Source organism: Plantibacter sp. RU18, from assembly GCF_050613355.1.
Taxonomy (GTDB): Bacteria; Actinomycetota; Actinomycetes; order Actinomycetales; family Microbacteriaceae; genus Plantibacter.
The window spans coordinates 3,420,124-3,436,971 of record NZ_CP159618.1 but is presented as its reverse complement, the minus strand read 5'-3'; the positions used below and the strand labels follow the sequence as shown (position 1 = coordinate 3,436,971).

The 16,848-nt window shown below is 70.7% G+C and carries 16 protein-coding genes and 1 pseudogene; 15 read left to right on the top strand and 2 right to left on the bottom strand.

Annotated elements, in window-relative coordinates:
- Window positions 1–23: 23 nt before the first annotated feature.
- The 13 genes and pseudogenes from ABMA10_RS16535 to ABMA10_RS16475 all read left to right on the top strand — a co-directional run bounded on the left by ABMA10_RS16535 (window position 24) and on the right by ABMA10_RS16475 (window position 14,153).
- Complete coding sequence (locus ABMA10_RS16535; protein ID WP_347867932.1) at window positions 24–1,718, top strand: ABC transporter substrate-binding protein; 1,695 nt, start codon at window positions 24–26, stop codon at window positions 1,716–1,718.
- 21 nt (window positions 1,719–1,739) lie between these two features.
- Entirely contained in the window at window positions 1,740–2,699 is a 960-nt protein-coding gene (locus tag ABMA10_RS16530) for an ABC transporter permease (protein ID WP_347867931.1), read from the top strand.
- Window positions 2,696–3,691, top strand: a complete 996-nt coding sequence (locus ABMA10_RS16525) for an ABC transporter permease (RefSeq protein ID WP_431030695.1) — start codon at window positions 2,696–2,698, stop codon at window positions 3,689–3,691. The genes ABMA10_RS16530 and ABMA10_RS16525 overlap by 4 nt, the downstream gene beginning before the upstream one ends.
- Entirely contained in the window at window positions 3,688–4,569 is an 882-nt protein-coding gene (locus ABMA10_RS16520) for an ABC transporter ATP-binding protein (protein ID WP_347867930.1), read from the top strand. The genes ABMA10_RS16525 and ABMA10_RS16520 overlap by 4 nt, the downstream gene beginning before the upstream one ends.
- Window positions 4,566–5,444, top strand: coding sequence for an ABC transporter ATP-binding protein (locus tag ABMA10_RS16515; RefSeq protein WP_347867929.1), 879 nt, complete (start codon window positions 4,566–4,568; stop codon window positions 5,442–5,444). Before ABMA10_RS16520 ends, ABMA10_RS16515 begins: the two co-directional genes overlap by 4 nt.
- Window positions 5,441–6,757 (top strand): alpha/beta fold hydrolase, encoded by a 1,317-nt coding sequence (locus ABMA10_RS16510; RefSeq protein ID WP_347867928.1) that lies wholly within the window; start codon window positions 5,441–5,443, stop codon window positions 6,755–6,757. Before ABMA10_RS16515 ends, ABMA10_RS16510 begins: the two co-directional genes overlap by 4 nt.
- Window positions 6,754–8,244: an aminopeptidase P family protein gene (locus tag ABMA10_RS16505; protein ID WP_347867927.1), complete on the top strand. Its 1,491-nt coding sequence runs from the start codon at window positions 6,754–6,756 to the stop codon at window positions 8,242–8,244. Before ABMA10_RS16510 ends, ABMA10_RS16505 begins: the two co-directional genes overlap by 4 nt.
- 41 nt (window positions 8,245–8,285) lie before the next feature.
- Window positions 8,286–8,963, top strand: coding sequence for a GntR family transcriptional regulator (locus ABMA10_RS16500; RefSeq protein ID WP_347867926.1), 678 nt, complete (start codon window positions 8,286–8,288; stop codon window positions 8,961–8,963).
- A 118-nt stretch (window positions 8,964–9,081) separates the two neighbouring features.
- Window positions 9,082–10,273 (top strand): annotated as a pseudogene (locus ABMA10_RS16495) (NAD(P)/FAD-dependent oxidoreductase).
- The gene (locus ABMA10_RS16490) at window positions 10,273–10,623 is read left to right on the top strand and encodes a (2Fe-2S)-binding protein (protein ID WP_347867924.1); all 351 of its coding nucleotides are present in this window, start codon (window positions 10,273–10,275) and stop codon (window positions 10,621–10,623) included. The pseudogene ABMA10_RS16495 and the gene ABMA10_RS16490 overlap by 1 nt, the downstream one beginning before the upstream one ends.
- Window positions 10,620–12,140 carry an FAD-dependent oxidoreductase gene (locus ABMA10_RS16485; RefSeq protein ID WP_347867923.1) on the top strand — a complete coding sequence of 507 codons (1,521 nt, stop codon included), beginning with the start codon at window positions 10,620–10,622 and terminating at the stop codon, window positions 12,138–12,140. Before ABMA10_RS16490 ends, ABMA10_RS16485 begins: the two co-directional genes overlap by 4 nt.
- A 41-nt stretch (window positions 12,141–12,181) precedes the next feature.
- On the top strand, window positions 12,182–13,096 hold the full coding sequence (locus ABMA10_RS16480) for a dihydrodipicolinate synthase family protein (protein ID WP_347867922.1): 915 nt from the start codon (window positions 12,182–12,184) through the stop codon (window positions 13,094–13,096).
- Between the two features lie 55 nt (window positions 13,097–13,151).
- Entirely contained in the window at window positions 13,152–14,153 is a 1,002-nt protein-coding gene (locus ABMA10_RS16475; RefSeq protein ID WP_347867921.1) for a proline racemase family protein, read from the top strand.
- A gap of 22 nt (window positions 14,154–14,175) precedes the next feature.
- Here the strand turns inward: ABMA10_RS16475 and ABMA10_RS16470 are convergent, their stop codons facing one another.
- Window positions 14,176–14,571, bottom strand: a complete 396-nt coding sequence (locus tag ABMA10_RS16470; protein WP_431030694.1) for a hypothetical protein — start codon at window positions 14,569–14,571, stop codon at window positions 14,176–14,178.
- Between ABMA10_RS16470 and ABMA10_RS16465 the strand changes: the two genes are divergently transcribed.
- Window positions 14,534–15,700: an aldehyde dehydrogenase family protein gene (locus tag ABMA10_RS16465; RefSeq protein WP_431030693.1), complete on the top strand. Its 1,167-nt coding sequence runs from the start codon at window positions 14,534–14,536 to the stop codon at window positions 15,698–15,700. The genes ABMA10_RS16470 and ABMA10_RS16465 overlap by 38 nt on opposite strands.
- A gap of 34 nt (window positions 15,701–15,734) precedes the next feature.
- Here ABMA10_RS16465 and ABMA10_RS16460 read toward each other — a convergent pair whose 3' ends face one another.
- Window positions 15,735–16,259, bottom strand: coding sequence for a hypothetical protein (locus tag ABMA10_RS16460; RefSeq protein ID WP_347867919.1), 525 nt, complete (start codon window positions 16,257–16,259; stop codon window positions 15,735–15,737).
- A 65-nt stretch (window positions 16,260–16,324) separates the two neighbouring features.
- Between ABMA10_RS16460 and ABMA10_RS16455 the strand changes: the two genes are divergently transcribed.
- On the top strand, window positions 16,325–16,798 hold the full coding sequence (locus tag ABMA10_RS16455; RefSeq protein ID WP_347867918.1) for an EVE domain-containing protein: 474 nt from the start codon (window positions 16,325–16,327) through the stop codon (window positions 16,796–16,798).
- Window positions 16,799–16,848: the final 50 nt, after the last annotated feature.

Genomic DNA, 16,848 nt, shown 5'->3' with positions numbered 1-16,848 from the left:
GATCGACACGAAAGCAGAGCGTCATGAAGCAACGATTCTCCATCCCCGCCCTCGCGGCGGCGGCCGTCCTCCTCCTTGCGGGGTGTACCTCCGCGGGCTCAGGCTCGGGAGGTGACGGTCCGTCCGTCACCCCCGTGAAGGGCGGCACCGTCCAGGTCCTCCTGAACGCGGACTTCTCGCACCTCGACCCGGTCCAGGGCTTCGACGGCGGCGTGAACAACTTCTACCGCCTCATCTACCGCACGTTGACGACGCAGTCCACGGGCGAGGGCGCCAAGGGCACTGAGATGGTCCCCGACCTCGCGACCGACCTCGGTACGGTGAGCGACGACGGGCTCCAGTGGACGTTCACGCTCAAGGACGACCTGCAGTTCGAAGACGGCAGCCCGATCACGAGCGCCGACGTCAAGTTCGGCGTCGAGCGCTCCTTCGACCCGGCCATTGCCGTCGGATCGCCCTACGCCCGCCTCACCATCGCCGGTACCGACGGGTACCAGGGCCCGTACATCACCGGTGATCTGCCGTCCATCCAGACGCCGGACGACCAGACCATCGTCTTCACCCTCAAGGAGCCGTTCGCCGACTTCGCGAGCGTCGTCGGACAGAACAGCTTCACGCCCTTCCCCGCCGACACGGAGCGGGTGACGACGACGAGCCTCGACAAGATGCCGATCGCCTCCGGCCCCTACAAGGTCGACAGCTACGAGCGCGGTTCGCAGCTGGAGCTCGTCCGCAACGACGCGTGGGACCCGAAGACCGACGACGTCCGCAAGGCCTACCCTGACGGCTTCGACTTCACCTTCGGCCTCGACGCGTCGACCATCGACGAGCGCATGATCGCCGGCCAGGGCGACGACGCGAACGCGATCGCCGGGTCCGTCCAGGCGGCCTCCATCTCCCGGATCCAGACGCCGGCGCTCAAGGCGCGGACCGTCGCGGGCCTCCAGGGCTGCACCACCTACTTGGGGCTGAACACCACGAAACCCAACATGGACAACCCGTTGGTCCGCCAGGCCATCGCGTACGCCATCGACCGCGAGTCGGTGAAGGACGCCTCGGGCGGATCGCAGCTCGCGGACATCGCGACCACCATGCTGCCGCCCACCGTCGCCGGTCACACCGACTTCGACCTCTACCCGAGCAAGGACAACGCCGGTGACCCGGAGAAGGCCAAGGAACTCCTCGCCGAGGCGGGTCTTCCCGACGGCTTCTCGTTCACGCTCGACATCCGAAGCCAGCCCAAGATGCAGGCGCAGGCCGAGGCGGTGCAGCAGGCGCTCGCGAAGGCCGGCATCACGGTGAACTTCAACCTCATCGACACCTCGACGTACTACGAGGTCATCGGCACGACATCGCAGCAGAACGACGCCGCCATCACCGGCTGGTGCCCGGACTGGGCCTCCGGCTCGACCTTCCTGCCGCCGCTCTTCGACGGCTCGCAGATCTTCCCCAAGGGCAACTCGAACATCGCCCAGCTGAACGACCCCGCCGTCAACGAGCGCATCGCCGAGATCCGCGCGATGACCGACGCCGACGAGGCCAACGCCGCCTGGGGAGCGCTCGACGAGCAGATCCAGAAGCTCGTGCCGACGGTGCCGTTGCTGTTCGAGAAGACGGTCATGGTCGTCGGAGCCAACGTCGCCGGAGCGTACTCGCACGCCGGGTACTCCGGTGGCATCGACTACGTGTCCGTCGGCCTGTCCTCGGCCGACAAGTAGTCGGAAGGCTGGTAGCCGCAGATGTCGTCGTCCGTTCCCAGTGAGCTGACCACCGTCGCCGAGGAGGCGGGTGCGCCGGTCGGTGCGCCCACCCCCGCGCGGCGGGTGATCGCCACCCTCCGTTCCAGCCCGCCGGTGCTGCTCAGCGTCGCGTTCATCGTGCTCGTCGTGCTGCTCGCGATCCTCGCCCCGCTGATCACCGCGATCAGTGGCTGGGGTCCGTGCACCTTCGACAAGTCGGCGGTGGACTCCGACCTCGGCGGCGTGCCGATCGGTCCGCTCGGCGGGATCTCCGCCGAGCACTGGTTCGGGGTCGAACCCGGGAACGGACGCGACATCTTCGCGCGCATCGCGTTCGGTGCGCAGGTGTCGCTGTCGATCGCCGTCTCGGCGACGATCGTCACGACCGTGCTCGGGGTCGTCCTCGGCATGCTCGCCGGGTTCTACGGCGGGTGGGTCGACCAGGTCGTCTCCCGCGTCATGGACTTCCTCATGGCGTTCCCGTCGCTCATCTTCATGATCGCGCTCCTGTCCGCGCTGCCCGCCGGCAACCGACCGGTCCTGCTCGTCGTCGTGCTGAGCCTCTTCGGCTGGCCGTACACCGCTCGTGTGGTGCGCGGTCAGGCGATGTCGCTGCGGACGAGCGAGTTCGTCGAGTCGGCGCGCGCTTCGGGCGCCGGGGGCATCCGCATCGTCTTCCGCGAGATCCTTCCGAACCTCCGCGGCACCATCATCGTCCTGGCCACCCTCGCCGTGCCGGGCTACATCGGTACGGAGGCGGGCCTCTCCTTCCTCGGCGTCGGCGTCACCCCGCCCACGCCGAGCTGGGGGCAGATGATCGCGACCGCGGTCGGTTGGTACGCGGTCGACCCGATGTACTTCCTCATCCCCGGCACCTTCCTGTTCCTCACGGTGCTGTCCTTCACGGTGCTCGGCGACCGCCTGCGCAAGGCCCTCGACTCGGGAGACGCCGCCTCATGACCCTCTACCTCCTGCGCCGCATCGCGTCGGCGATCGGCATCCTGCTGCTCATCAGCCTCTTCACCTACGTCATCTTCTTCCTGCTGTCGCCCGACCCGGCGGTGCAGATCTGCGGCAAGACCTGCACCCCCGAACGCATCGACCAGATCCGGGCGCAGCTCGGGCTCGACCAGCCGTTCTGGCAGCAGTACCTCGAGTTCATCCGGGGGGTCGTCATGGGCCGGAGCTACGGGGAGGGCGCCTCGGCGGTCTCCTGCGCGGCGCCGTGCCTCGGCTTCAGCTTCCAGACCAACGAGTCCGTGATGGACATGATCACCGCGCGCTTCCCCGTGACCGCGACGGTCGCGATCGGTGCGGCGGTGCTGTGGCTGCTCGTGGGTGTCAGCGGAGGCCTGCTCAGCGCCGTCAAGCAGGGCACCGGCTGGGACCGCGGGGCGATGATGGTCGCCCTCGCCGGCATCAGCCTGCCCAACTACTTCCTCGCGCTCCTGCTGCAGTACGTCCTCGTGGTGCAGCTGCAGATCCTGCCGTTCCCACAGGCCGTCCCCTTCGCCGAGGACCCGGTCCGCTGGTTCCAGAACTACCTCATGCCGTGGATCGTGCTCGCGCTCGGCTACGCGTCCATGTACGCGAGGCTCGTCCGGGCGAACGTCATCGACACCCTCGGTGAGAACTTCATGCGGACCGCCCGGGCGAAGGGACTGCCCGCGCCGCTCATCCTGCGCCGCCACGCGCTGCGGCCGGCACTCACGCCCGTCGTCACGCTCTTCGGCATGGACTTCGCGGGACTCCTCGGTGGTGCCCTCATCACCGAGACGGTGTTCGGACTGAACGGCGTCGGCAAACTCGCCGCCGACTCGATCGCGAAGAACGACCAGCCCGTCATCATGGGCGTCACCCTCCTGGCCGCGTTCTTCGTGGTCATCGGCAACGTCGTGGTCGACGTCGTGTACACGTTCCTCGACCCGAGAGTGAGAGTGAAGAGCGCATGAGCCCCACCGTCACCAGGACCATCTCCCTGCCCGTCCCCGGTGCATCGCTGCTCGAGGTCGACGACCTCACGGTCACCTTCCCGACCACCGCCGGCGACGTCGACGTGGTCCGGAAGGCGTCGTTCGCGGTCCAGCACGGCCAGACGCTCGGTATCGTGGGCGAGTCCGGCTCCGGCAAGTCCATGACCTCCCTCGCGATCATGGGCCTGCTCCCGAACGGTGGGCGCACGACCGGCAGTGTCCGACTGAGCGGACACGAGCTCGTCGGTCGCAGCGACCGCGAGATGCGTCGCGTGCGCGGCGACCGGATCGCGATGGTCTTCCAGGACCCGCTCTCCTCGCTCAACCCGTACTACACCGTCGGGCTCCAGATCGAGGAGGCCTACCGCGCCCATCGCGGCGGTTCCCGGAAGACCGCCAGAGCCGTCACGATCGAAGCCCTCGAACGGGTGCGCATCGCCGACGCCTCCCGGCGCGTCGACCACTACCCGCACCAGTTCTCGGGAGGCATGCGGCAGCGCATCATGATCGCGATGGCGCTCTGCCTGGAACCAGACCTCCTCATCGCGGACGAACCGACGACGGCGCTCGACGTCACCGTCCAGGCCCAGATCCTCGACCTCCTCTCCGAACTGCAACGGGAGACCGGCACCGGCATGATCTTCATCACCCACGACCTCGCCGTGGTCAGCCAGGTCGCCGACGACGTGCTCGTCATGCGCGGCGGCGACCCCGTCGAGATGGGCTCCGCCGAACAGATCTTCTCCCGGCCGCAGGCGCCGTACACCCGCTCACTGCTCGACGCCCTCCCGCGGATCGACGACCCGTTCTCCGAGCGGCCGACAGCACCCGCCACGACCGGAGAGGGACAGGCATGAACGACGCACCAGTGCTCCTGCAGGCCTCCGGGCTCACGAAGGACTTCACGACCAAGGGGGATGGTGCGTTCCGCGCGCGCACCACCCAGTTCCGCGCCGTCGACGACGTCGGGTTCGTCGTCCGCGCCGGCGAGACGCTCGGCATCGTCGGAGAGTCCGGCAGCGGCAAGTCGACGACCGCTCGGATGATCGCGAAGCTCATCGAACCGACCGCCGGCACGATCACCTTCGATGGGGAGGACGTCACCGCCGCGCGTGGACCGGCGCTCGCCGCGTTCCGGACCAAGGTGCAGGTGGTCTTCCAGGACCCGTTCTCCTCCTTGAACCCGCGGCACACCGTCGAGCGCATCGTGTCGGCACCGCTCGACTACCAGGGCATCACCCCGAAGCAGGGAAAGCGCGCCCTCGTGCGTGACCTCCTCGACCGCGTGGGCCTGAACCCCGACCACCTGCAGCGCTACCCGCGGCAGTTCTCCGGCGGCCAGGCCCAGCGCATCGGGATCGCCCGGGCGCTCGCCGTCTCCCCGAAGCTCGTGATCTGCGACGAGGCGGTCTCGGCGCTCGACGTGTCGGTGCAGGCGCGAATCATCGACCTGCTGCGCGACCTGCAGGCCGAGCGCGGACTGAGCTACCTGTTCATCGCGCACGACCTCGCCGTCGTGCGGCAGATCGCCCACGACGTCGCTGTGATGCATCGGGGCAAGGTGGTCGAGCAGGGTGACCGCGAGGCGATCTTCGACCACCCGCAGGACGAGTACACGAAGACCCTGCTCGCCGCCGTGCCCACGATCGACCCGGGCTGGGAGGCCGCGCGTGCCACCATGCTCGAACAGGAGCGGACGGACGCTCCGGCCGCCGGAAGGACAGAGTCATGACCCACCGCACCACCACCTCCCTGCTCCCGGGGATCCACGTGACCGACCACACGGTCGACGTCCCGCTCGACTGGCGGCGGTCCGACGACGGTCGCACGATCAGCCTGTTCGCCCGCGAGCTCGTCGACCCCGTGCGCCGCGACGAACAGCTCCCGGTCCTCGTCTTCCTCCAGGGGGGACCGGGTGGCAAGGGCCCGCGTCCCGTGTCCCGGGACGGCTGGATCGCCGAAGCCCTCCGCACCTTCCGCGTCGTGCTGCTCGACCAACGCGGCACCGGCCGGAGCACCAGGATCGACGGGCGGTCCATCGCGGCGGTCGGTGACGCTGCGGCACAGGCCGAGTATCTGGAACGCTTCCGGGCCGACTCGATCGTCGACGACGCCGAGTACCTGCGCCGCACCGTCTTCGGTGGCCGCCGCTGGTCGACGCTCGGTCAGAGCTACGGCGGGTTCCTCACCCTCACCTACCTCTCGCGAGCCCCGGAGGGACTGGCTGCCTGCTACGTCACGGGCGGTCTGGCAGGCATCCGCCCGTCGGCGGCGGAGGTCTACCGCCGTACCTATCCGCGCACCGAGCGCAAGAACCGGGCGTTCGCCGAGCGGTATCCGCAAGACGTCGGCACCGTCGCGCGGATCGCCGACCGACTCGCCGCCGACGAGGTGCTTTTGCCGGACGGCGACCGGCTCACGGTGCGTCGCTTCCAGAACCTCGGGATCGACTTCGGGATGAAGCCGGGCTACGAGCGGCTCCACTGGCTGCTCGACGAGGCGTTCGACAGCGGCGACCACCTGAGCGACACCTTCCTGGCGCAGGTCTGGGGGAGGACGGCCTACGTCGACAACCCCCTCTTCATCGCCCTGCAGGAGACCATCTACGGTGCCGCCGGCACGGGGGCTACGGCGTGGGCGGCGCAGGCCGAGCGCGATGCGCGGCCGGTGTTCGCCGAGACGGGCAGGCCGCTGTTGTTCACCGGCGAGATGGTGTACCCCTGGATGTTCGACGAGATCCGTGCCCTCCGACCCTTCCGGGATGCTGTGGATCGACTGGCTGCCAAGACCGACTGGGACCCGCTGTACGACCCTGCGGTCCTGCAGACGAGCACGGTGCCGCTCGCAGCGGCCGTGTACTTCGACGACATGTACGTGGACGCGCAGCTGCAGTTGGAGACGGTCGACGCCGTCGGCGGGGCGACCGCCTGGGTCACGAACGAGTACGAGCACGACGGGATCCAGGACGCCGCCGTGGTGCGCCGCCTGTTCTCGATGGTGGACGAGCGCGGCGGCCGTCGCGCGGATGAGGAGCAGCAGGCATGACCGACACGCAGCAGCACGCAACCGAGCAGGCGGTGGGGCTCGCCCCGGCCACCGCGGACGCGCCGGCGACCTCCATGCCGCGACCGGCGGACCCGGACCCGAAGCTGCCCCGCCTGGCCGAGGTGCCGGCGTTCCGCGAGTTCCTCGGCACCGGCTGGGGCACCCCCGACCGCACGCCGCCGGTCGAGCCCGGGATCGCCGAGGCCGCGGCCGCGCACCGACGTCGGCTGAGCGAGGCCTTCGCCGGGCGGACGCTCGTCGTCGCCTCCGGCCGCGCACCCGTCCGGGCCAACGACTCGAACTACGACTTCCGTCCCGACAGCGACTTCTTCTGGCTCACCGGGTGCTCCGCCGAGGAGGCGGTCCTCGTGCTGCGTCCGAGCGGCGCCGGACACGACGCGACGCTGTACGTCCCGGCGCCGGCGCACCCGGGCGAGACCGGGTTCTTCGCCGACGCGAACCACGGCGAGCTCTGGGTCGGCTCCGCGCCGGGGCCGGCCGACTGGTCGGCGGCCCTCGGCCTCCGGGTCGAGGTGCTCGCCGCACTGCCCGACGCGGTCCGCGGCGTCGAACGACCGCTCCTTGCGGGGGGCCTGACGTCGCAGCATCACGCGCTCGCTCCGCTGAAGGTCGTGCCGGAAGCCGGCCGCGTGCTCTCGGAACTGCGCATGATCAAGGACGAGTGGGAGATCGCGGAGTTGCGGCGAGCGGTCGACGCGACCGTCGGCGGGTTCTCCGCCGTCATCCGGGAGCTGCCGACGGCCGTCGCCGGCGGAGGTGAGCGCTGGCTGCAGGGGACCTTCGACCGGCACGCGCGGACCACGGGAAACGGCCCCGGCTACTCGACCATCGTCGGCAGCGGTGCGCACGCGCCCACGCTCCACTGGGTGCGCTGCGACGGCCCGGTCCGTCCCGAAGACGCGATCCTGCTCGACATGGGCGTGGAGACGCGTGCGTTCTACACGGCGGACGTCACCCGCACCTTCCCCGTCTCGGGCACCTTCAGCCCGGAGCAGCGACGCGTCCACGACCTCGTCGAGGCGTCCCACCGCGCCGGGATGGCCGCCGTCCGCCCGGGCCGCGACTTCACCGACTTCCACCACGCGGCCATGGAGGTCATCGCGCAGGGACTCCACGACTGGGGCCTCCTGCCGGTGTCCGTCGACGAGGCGCTCAGCCCGGTCGGGCAACAGCACCGTCGGTATCTCGTGTGCGGCATCGGTCACCACCTCGGCCTCGACGTGCATGACTGCGCGAAGTCCTCCTACGAGGCCTACCAGGGCGGGTCGATGGCGCCCGGCATGGTCCTCACGGTCGAGCCGGGACTGTACTTCCACGCCTTCGACGAGACGGTGCCGCCGGAACTCCGCGGCATCGGCGTCCGGCTCGAGGACGACCTCCTCGTGACGGCCGGCGGCGCCGAGGTGCTGTCGGATGCGCTGCCCATCGACGCGTCGGGGATCGAAGCTTGGATGCGCGCCCAGTAACCTGAGCGGACCGTGGTGGGAGACGAAGGATGGGAGTCGCGATGAGCATGTCGGCGATCCGACCGGCCGAGCAGCGCCTGAGCCTGCGGGCGCAGGTGGAGCGGGCGGTGTCCGCGGCGATCATCTCGGGTGAGCTCGCGCCGGGGACGATGATCTCGGTACCGACGCTCGCGGTGCAGTTCAACGTCTCCGCGACCCCCGTCCGCGAAGCCATGCTCGACCTCGAGAAGCGCGACTTCGTGGAAGCGGTCCGGAACAAGGGGTTCCGCGTCACGGTCGTCAGCGAGGCCTCGCTCCGCAACACGGCGCAGATCCGCCAGCTGCTCGAGCCGCCCGCGATGGAGGAGCTCGCCGAGGTCTTCGACACCGAGTCCCTCCCCGATCTGCGGCAGCAGGCGGACGACATCGTGGCCGGTGCCCGCGACGGCGACCTGACCCGGTACCTCGAAGCCGATCAGGCGTTCCACCTCGCGCTCACGGCGAAGCTCGGCAACCCGTTGCTCGTCGAGCTGGTCGCGGACCTCCGCGGCCGCACCCGGCTCGTGGGGCTGGCCGCGATGCTCGACTCGCGGCAGCTCGACCGCTCGGCTGTGGAGCATCACGAGCTCCTCGACGCCCTCGAGCGGGGTGAAGGTGTCGCCGCTCGCGAGCTCATGCATCGACACATCGGGCACACCACCGGCTGGTGGGCCGGCAAGCCCGAATCCGACGCCGAGTAGCCCTGGGCGTGCGTGCGCGGACCTCGACCGGGATCCGCGAATGTGCACGCTTGCCTGTTCAGTGAATGTGTGACACATTACTGAAAGCCCTTCCCCGCACCGACCGAGAGGACCGCCCATGACCCGCATCGTCATCGTCGGCGCCGGTATCGTCGGTGCGGCCTGCGCGCTGACCCTCGCGCGCCGCGGTGCCGAGGTCGTCGTGCTGGACCGTTCGGCGGCCGCCGGTGGCACGAGCGGCTCGGGGGAGGGGAACCTCCTCGTCTCGGACAAGGGACCCGGCCCCGAACTCGACCTCGCCCGGTACGCCTCACGCCTGTGGCCCGTCGTCACCGCTGAACTCGCGGCCGAACTGGGACCGACCTTCCCGAGCATCGAGTTCGAGCGCAAGGGAGGCATCGTGGTCGCCACCACCGAGGCCGGCGCACAGCCCCTGCTCGGCTTCGCCGCCGCCCAGCGCGCCGCCGGTGTCGACGCCCGACCCCTGACCGAGGACGAGCTGCTGGCGGCGGAGCCGTCGATCACCCGCTCGTCCACGGCCGCCGTCCACTATCCCGAGGACGCGCAGGTCCAGCCCGTCATCGCCACCGAGGCCCTGCTCGCCTCGGCCCGGCTGGCTGGCGCGGTCGTGCGCACCGGCGTCGCCGTGACGGGCGGCGTCCGGAGCACGACCGGTCGCCTCACGGGTGTCCGGACCTCCGCGGGCGACGTGTCGGGTGACGCGGTCCTCGTCTGCGCCGGACCGTGGTCGGCCGAGCTCGGCGAGGTGCTCGGGGCACCCGTCCCGGTCCGTCCCCGACGCGGCATGGTGCTCGTCACCACCCGCATGCCGCATCGCGTGCACCACAAGGTCTACGACGGCGACTACTTCGGGGCCACGCAGTCGAGCGACGCCTCGCTGCAGACCTCCAGCGTCGTCGAGTCGACCGCTGCGGGCACCGTCCTCATCGGTTCGAGCCGGCAGCAGATCGGGTTCGACGCGCGCCTCGACGTCGACGTGCTCCGCGAGGTCGCGGCCAAGTCGTTGCGCCTCTTCCCGTTCCTGCGCGACGCCTCGGTCATGCGAAGCTACGGCGGCTTCCGACATGCCCGACCACCTCCCGGTCATCGGCCCCGACCACCGCGTCGACGGCCTGTGGCATGCGACGGGGCACGAGGGCGCCGGCATCGGACTGGCCCTCGCGACGGCCGAGCTCATCGCCGCCCGCCTCCTCGGCGGATCGGCCGACCTCGACGACACCCCGTTCCAACTCGATCGCCCGGGGCTCGCCCCGCACCTGCGCGCCGACCGGCCGACGGAGGTGGCCTGATGGTCTCGAGACGACTGCCGGCGACGAGCGACCGGATCGTGCCAGGCGCGGAGGACACGCTGCGGATCGACCTCGATGGGACGCCCGTCGACGGACTCCGCGGCCAGACGATCGCTGGTGTCCTGTTGGGGTCCGGTGTGCTCGCCTGGCGCCGCACCAGCGGGTCCGGGAACCCACGCGGGGTCTTCTGCGGCATCGGGGTCTGCTTCGATTGCATCGTCACGGTGAACGGCCAGCGGGACGTCCGCGCCTGCCAGCGTCGCGCCACGGACGGTGACCGCATCGAGACGCAGCACGACGCCCTGCCCGAACCGACCGCGGACCACGACCCCAACAGGGACCGGGCATGAGCGCCCGGCAGCGCGAGGTCGTCGTCGTCGGTGCGGGTCCCGCCGGGCTCCAGGCCGCGCTCGCCGCCCGGGCGCTCGGCGCGGCCGTCACGCTGCTCGACGCCTCGGACGAGCTCGGCGGTCAGTACTGGCGGCACCTGCCGGCCAGCAGGCCGTCCGAGGCCGAGGCCTCGCTGCACCACGGGTTCGAGCGCTTCGTCTCCATGCGCGCGGCGCTCGACGCCGATGACGGCTGCACGGTGATCATCGAAGCGCAGGCGTGGGCGGCCGACGTCGATCGCGACACCGCGTCCGACCACGGGTCAGACGTCGGCTCCGGGGCGACCGGGCTGCGTCTGCATGTCCTCGTCGGACCGCCGGACGGGAGCGATCGCGCCTCCCTCACCCTCCGGCCCGACGCGCTCGTCCTCGCGACCGGCGCACACGACCGCACCCTGCCGTTCCCCGGCTGGGACCTCCCGGGCGTCTTCTCGGCCGGTGCCGCGCAGGCGCTCGCGAAGGGTGAGAGGGTCGCCGTCGGTCGGCGGGTCGTCGTTGCCGGCGCCGGACCGTTCCTGCTGCCCGTGGCCGCCTCCCTGACCGCGACCGGATCACGCGTGCTCGGGGTCTACGAGGCCACGACCGCCGGCGGGCTCGCCAGGGGGTGGCTCCCCAAGCCCTGGCAGCTGCTCGGCGTCACCGGGAAGGCCGGTGAGCTGCTCGGATACGTCGGCGGCCACCTCCGCCACCGGATCCCGTACCGCGTCGGTCACGCCGTGGTCGCCGCCCACGGCACCGACCGGGTCGAGCGCGTGACCATCGCCGCCGTCGACGCCGACTGGTCACCGATCCCCGGGACCGAGCGCAGCGTCGAGGCGGACGCGGTCTGCGTCAGCCACGGGTTCACGCCCCGGCTCGAACTGCCCGTCGCGGTCGGCTGCGCGCTCACCGACGCCCGGTTCGTCCAGGTCGACGCCGAGCAGCGCACGAGCGTCCCGACCGTCTTCGCGGCGGGGGAGATCACCGGGATCGGGGGTGTCGACGCCGCACTCGCCGAGGGGGCGATCGCGGGGCACGCTGCGGCGGGTGGACTCCCCGGTGCTTCGGGGATCCGCTCAGCGGTGAGCCGACGCGACACCTTCCTCTCCTTCGCCGACCGGCTCGAACGCGCCCACGGCATCCGGGCCGGCTGGAGCGACTGGCTCGACGACGACACGACGATCTGCCGCTGCGAGGAGGTCGACTACGGCTCGCTGCGCGCGACGGCGGCCGCCACCTGCGCGACCGGCCTGCGCTCGCTCAAGCTCAGCACGCGCGCCGGGCTCGGGATCTGCCAGGGCCGGATGTGCGGCCGCACGGTCGAGGAGCTCCTCCACCGCACCGTCTCCGAGTCCGGCGGCAACGGCCTCATCGACGGCGTCTCGAGCGATCGCCGCCCCATCGTCTCCCCGCTGCGCATCGGCGAACTCGCCGTTCACGCGCAGGGACCACCGCCCCAAGAACCGCCGTCGACCCCGACGGCCGAACACCCAGGATGACCGACCGGTCTCCGCATCACTCCCTCGGAAAGGAACCACCCATGGCCAAGCAGTTCGACCTCGGCGGCGTCATCGTCGCGACCACCCTCGCGTTCAAGGAGGACGCCTCAGCGCCCGCAGGCCTCGCCGTCGACTACGACCGGTTCGCCGAGCACTGCAACTGGCTCATCGAGAACGGCTGCCGTGGCGTCGGCCCGAACGGCTCGCTCGGTGAGTACTCGTCGCTGACGGACGCCGAGCGTCGCAAGGTCATCCAGGTCGCGGTCGACACCGTCGGCGACCGTGGCCTCGTCGTCGCCGGGGTGCACGGCGTCGGCTGGCACCAGGCCCAGCGGTGGGCCGAGTACGCGAAGGAGGACGGCGCGGACGGCGTCCTGCTCCTGCCACCCGTCATCTACCGGGCGAACGACGACGAGGTCATCGAGCACTACAGCCGCGTGAACGAGGTCGGCCTGCCGATCATGGCCTACAACAACCCGATCGACACCAAGGTCGACCTCACGCCCGACCTCCTCGTCGAGCTCGCCAAGCTCGAGCACGTCGTCGCCGTGAAGGAGTTCTCGACCGACATCCGTCGGGTGCTCGAGATCCAGGACAAGACCGACCTCGACGTCATCGCGGGGGCGGACGACCTCCTGTTCGAGTCCCTCGTCGCCGGTGCGGTCGGCTGGTTCGCCGGCTACCCGAACGCCTTCCCGCGCGAGGCCGTCGAGCTGTACACGCTCGTCACCTCGGGTCGTGTCGACGAAGCCCGCACCCTCTACCGCGAGCTCGTGCCCGTCTTCGGGTGGGACTCGAAGACGGAGTTCGTCCAGGCCATCAAGCTGTCGATCGACATCGCCGGCGAGAGCTACGGTGGTCCGACGCGTCCGCCGCGCGGTCCGCTCAACCCGCTGCAGACGGAGCAGGTGACGACGCAGACGCGCCGCGCACTCGACTACCTCGCCGCCCGCTGAACCACCCGTCGACGGAACGGCCGAATCGAACGTCACTGAAACCGAGGAGCATCCGATGAAGTCGTCCCGCATGATCAGCGCCGTCGACTCGCACACCGAGGGCATGCCGACCCGCGTCGTCACCGGCGGGGTCGGCGTGATCCCCGGCGCGACCATGAACGAGAAGCGTCTGCACTTCATGGCGCACCTCGACGACCTGCGCCTGTTCCTGATGAACGAGCCGAGGGGTCACGCTGCGATGAGCGGAGCGATCCTGCAGCCGCCCACCCGCGACGACTGCGACTGGGGCGTCGTGTACATCGAGGTGTCGGGCTGCCTGCCCATGTGCGGACACGGGACCATCGGTGTCGCCACGGTGCTGGTGGAGACCGGGATGGTGGAGGTGGTCGAGCCGGTGACGACCATCCGACTCGACACACCGGCGGGGCTCGTCATCGCTCGCGTCGATGTGAGCGACGGCCATGCCGACCGGGTCACGATCGAGAACGTCCCGAGCTACGTCGACCGCCTGGACGCCGTGATCGAGGTTCACGGGCTTGGCGCTGTGCCCTACAGCCTCGCGTTCGGCGGCAACTTCTACGCGATGGTCGATCTCGACGACGTCGGCCTACCCTTCGACCGCGACCGCCAGCAGGACATCCTCGACGCGGGTCTGCGCATCATGGCGGCGATCAACGAGCAGTCGCCGCCCGTACACCCCGAGATCGCCGGCCTCGACCACTGCCACCACGTCGAGTTCATCGCGCCGGGGTCGGACGCCGCGCTGTCCCGGCACGCGATGGCCATCTTCCCGGGCTGGTTCGACCGCTCGCCCTGTGGCACCGGCACCTCGGCACGTATGGCCGAGCTCTGGGCCCGCGGTGAGCTGCCGCTCGACCAGGACTTCGTCAACGAGTCCTTCATCGGCAGCCGTTTCACCGGCCGGCTGATCGCCGAGACGACGGTCGCCGGCAGGCCGGCCGTCATTCCGACCATCTCGGGACGAGCCTGGGTCACCGGTATCGGCTCGTATCTCCTCGACCCCGCCGATCCGTTCCCGACCGGCTTCCAGTTCTGAACCACACCACGATCCCGGAGGATCACATGACGACCACGCCAGCCCCCGCCGCCGCCACCATCGCGGAGACGACCCCCGACGAGCTCGAGCAGGTGCTCCAGCGGGCCGCCGCGGCGGCCCCACGTGGGCCGCGGCGACGGCCGGTGCGCGGGCCCGAGCGCTCGTGGCCGTCGCCGACGCGCTCCTCGCCAACGCCGACGACCTCGTCCCGATCGGCTTGCCCGAGACGGGTCTGGCCGAGGCCCGGCTCCGTGGAGAGCTGCTTCGGACGGCCGTCCAGCTGCGGCTCTTCGCGGAGACGGTCGTCGACGGCTCCTACCTCGACGTCCGGATCGACGAGGCCGACCCGGACTTCGCGCCCGGATCTGCGCCGCGTCCTCGTGCCGCTCGGCCCGGTCGTGAACTTCGCGGCGAGCAACTTCCCGTTCGCCTTCTCGGTCGCCGGTGGCGACACCGCGTCGATCCTCGCGGCCGGATGCCCGGTGATCCTCAAGGTGCACGACGGCCATCCCCGGCTCTCGCTCGCGACGGCGGCGGTCGTGGAAGCCGCGCTCCGGGCGTCCGGGGCTCCTGACGGCGTCTTCCAGACGATCATCGGCCAGGAGGCCGGCGTTGACGCCCTGCAGGACGAGCGCGTCCGGGCCGCCTCCTTCACGGGCTCGCTCCGGGCCGGCCGGATCCTCGCCGACCTCGCGGCAGCACGACCCGTCCCGATCCCGTTCTTCGGCGAGCTCGGCAGCGTCAACCCTGTGTTCGTGACGCAGACGGCCCTCGACGAGTCCGCGGACACCATCGCGACGGGGTTCGTCACGAGTGTCGCCGGGTCTGCCGGCCAGCTGTGCACGAAGCCCGGCTTCGTCTACCTGCCGGACGGTGCGGGGCTCGACGAGTCGATCCGTGAGGCCGCTGCCGCCGTCCCCGAGCACCGACTCCTGAACGACCGCATCACGGCCGGGTACGAGGCCCGACGGGACACGATCCTCGGCACCGGCGGCGTGCGGGTCATCGCCGAGGGTTCGCTGCGGGTCGACGAGGACGGCGACGGCTGGGCGACCCCCACGATCGTCGCCGTCTCACTCGACGCACTCCGAGCCGGTCGAGACGCCCTGCTCGACGAGGCGTTCGGTCCGTTGTCGATCATCGTCGAGGTCCCGGTCGGCACGGCGCTCGCACCGCTCGTGCCGGAGTTCTGCGAGGGCAACCTGACAGCCACCCTGCACGCCGGGGCGGAGGAGACGAGCGACGACCTCGTGGAGCTCGTCCGGTTGCTCTCGGCGCACGCGGGCCGGGTGCTGTTCGGCGGCTGGCCCACCGGCGTCGCCGTGACCCCCGCGATGCAGCACGGAGGGCCGTGGCCGGCGACGACGAACGACTCGAGCACCTCGGTGGGGACGGCGGCGATCACCCGCTTCCTGCGGCCGGTCGCGTTCCAGAACATGCCGGACCGGTTCCTGCCGGAGGTGCTGCGGTCGTCGACCACGGATGTCCCGCGGACGGTCGCACCGGCGGGCGAGTCGACGCACTGGGGCGAGGCGGCTCAGCGCTGACGCGCGGCCGGGCGTACCGCCGGCCGGCGAGGCGTCAGATCGTGTTCTCGACCGCGTCATCCTCATCGTCGCCGGGGAGGGGCAGGTCGTACGCCCACGTCGGCGCGAGTGCCTTGATGCGGGCACCGCGCCACTGCCACGTCGCCCACAGTGGATACCAGTAGAGCGGGGCGATAGCGCCGCTGATGACGAGTCGGTCGCGGTACAGGGTCTTCGTCGGGTCGTGCTTGTCCCGCGACACCGCCATCTGGTGGTCCCAGCCCGCGAGCTTGCTGAGCGGACCGCTCACGGGATCGCCCTGGTCATGGAGGATGCGGGTCCCGTCGCGACGCTCGATGAACTCGAGGTCGATGATCTGGTCGCCGACCGGGATCGCGCCGGCGGCCTTCACCCGGACGCGGTGCGCTCCCGGCTCCCAGATGGTGGGGAAGCCGTCTGCGTCGAGCGCCTCGAGGCCCATGACGGGGCTGTAGAGCTCCCGCAGGACGGCTGGGGAGCGGAGTGCCCGCCAGGCCACATCGACGTCGCAGTCCAGGACGAGTTTCAGCATCACACGCATGACCTCAGTGTCGCACGCACGGCGTGGTCCGGTCAGGGGTCGCGCCGGTGCACCAGACTGTGCGTATGGCGATTCGGTACTGGCTGGGGGTGATCCAGCGCGACCACGTCTTCCAGGGCGTCCAGCACGGCTTCGTCCAGGTGAACCACGGGCAGCGCGGCGGACTCGACACCATGCGGGAGTCCGACGGCATCGTGTACTACTCACCTCGGGTGAGCACGCCGGACGGTGAACCACTCAAGGCGTTCACCGCGATCGGTCGCATCGCAGACGACACGGTCTACCAGGCGTCGGTACCCCGGCCGGACGGTGCTGACTGGCGTCCCTGGCGCCGGAGTGTCGACTGGTTCCCCGACGCCGTCGAGACGCCGATCCGTCCGATGCTCGCGCTGCTCGACTTCACGAGCTTCACCCGCAACTGGGGTGTACAGCTCCGTCGGGGGCTGCTCGAGCTGAGTCGCCACGACTTCGACCTGATCCGCGAGCAGATGCGTCCCAGGCACCCGGACGACCGCCGCTTCCCGACCCCCTCCCGCTGAGCGACTGCCAGCGCGGTGCGCTGGACCCAGCGCGGTGCGTTGGCGCGAAT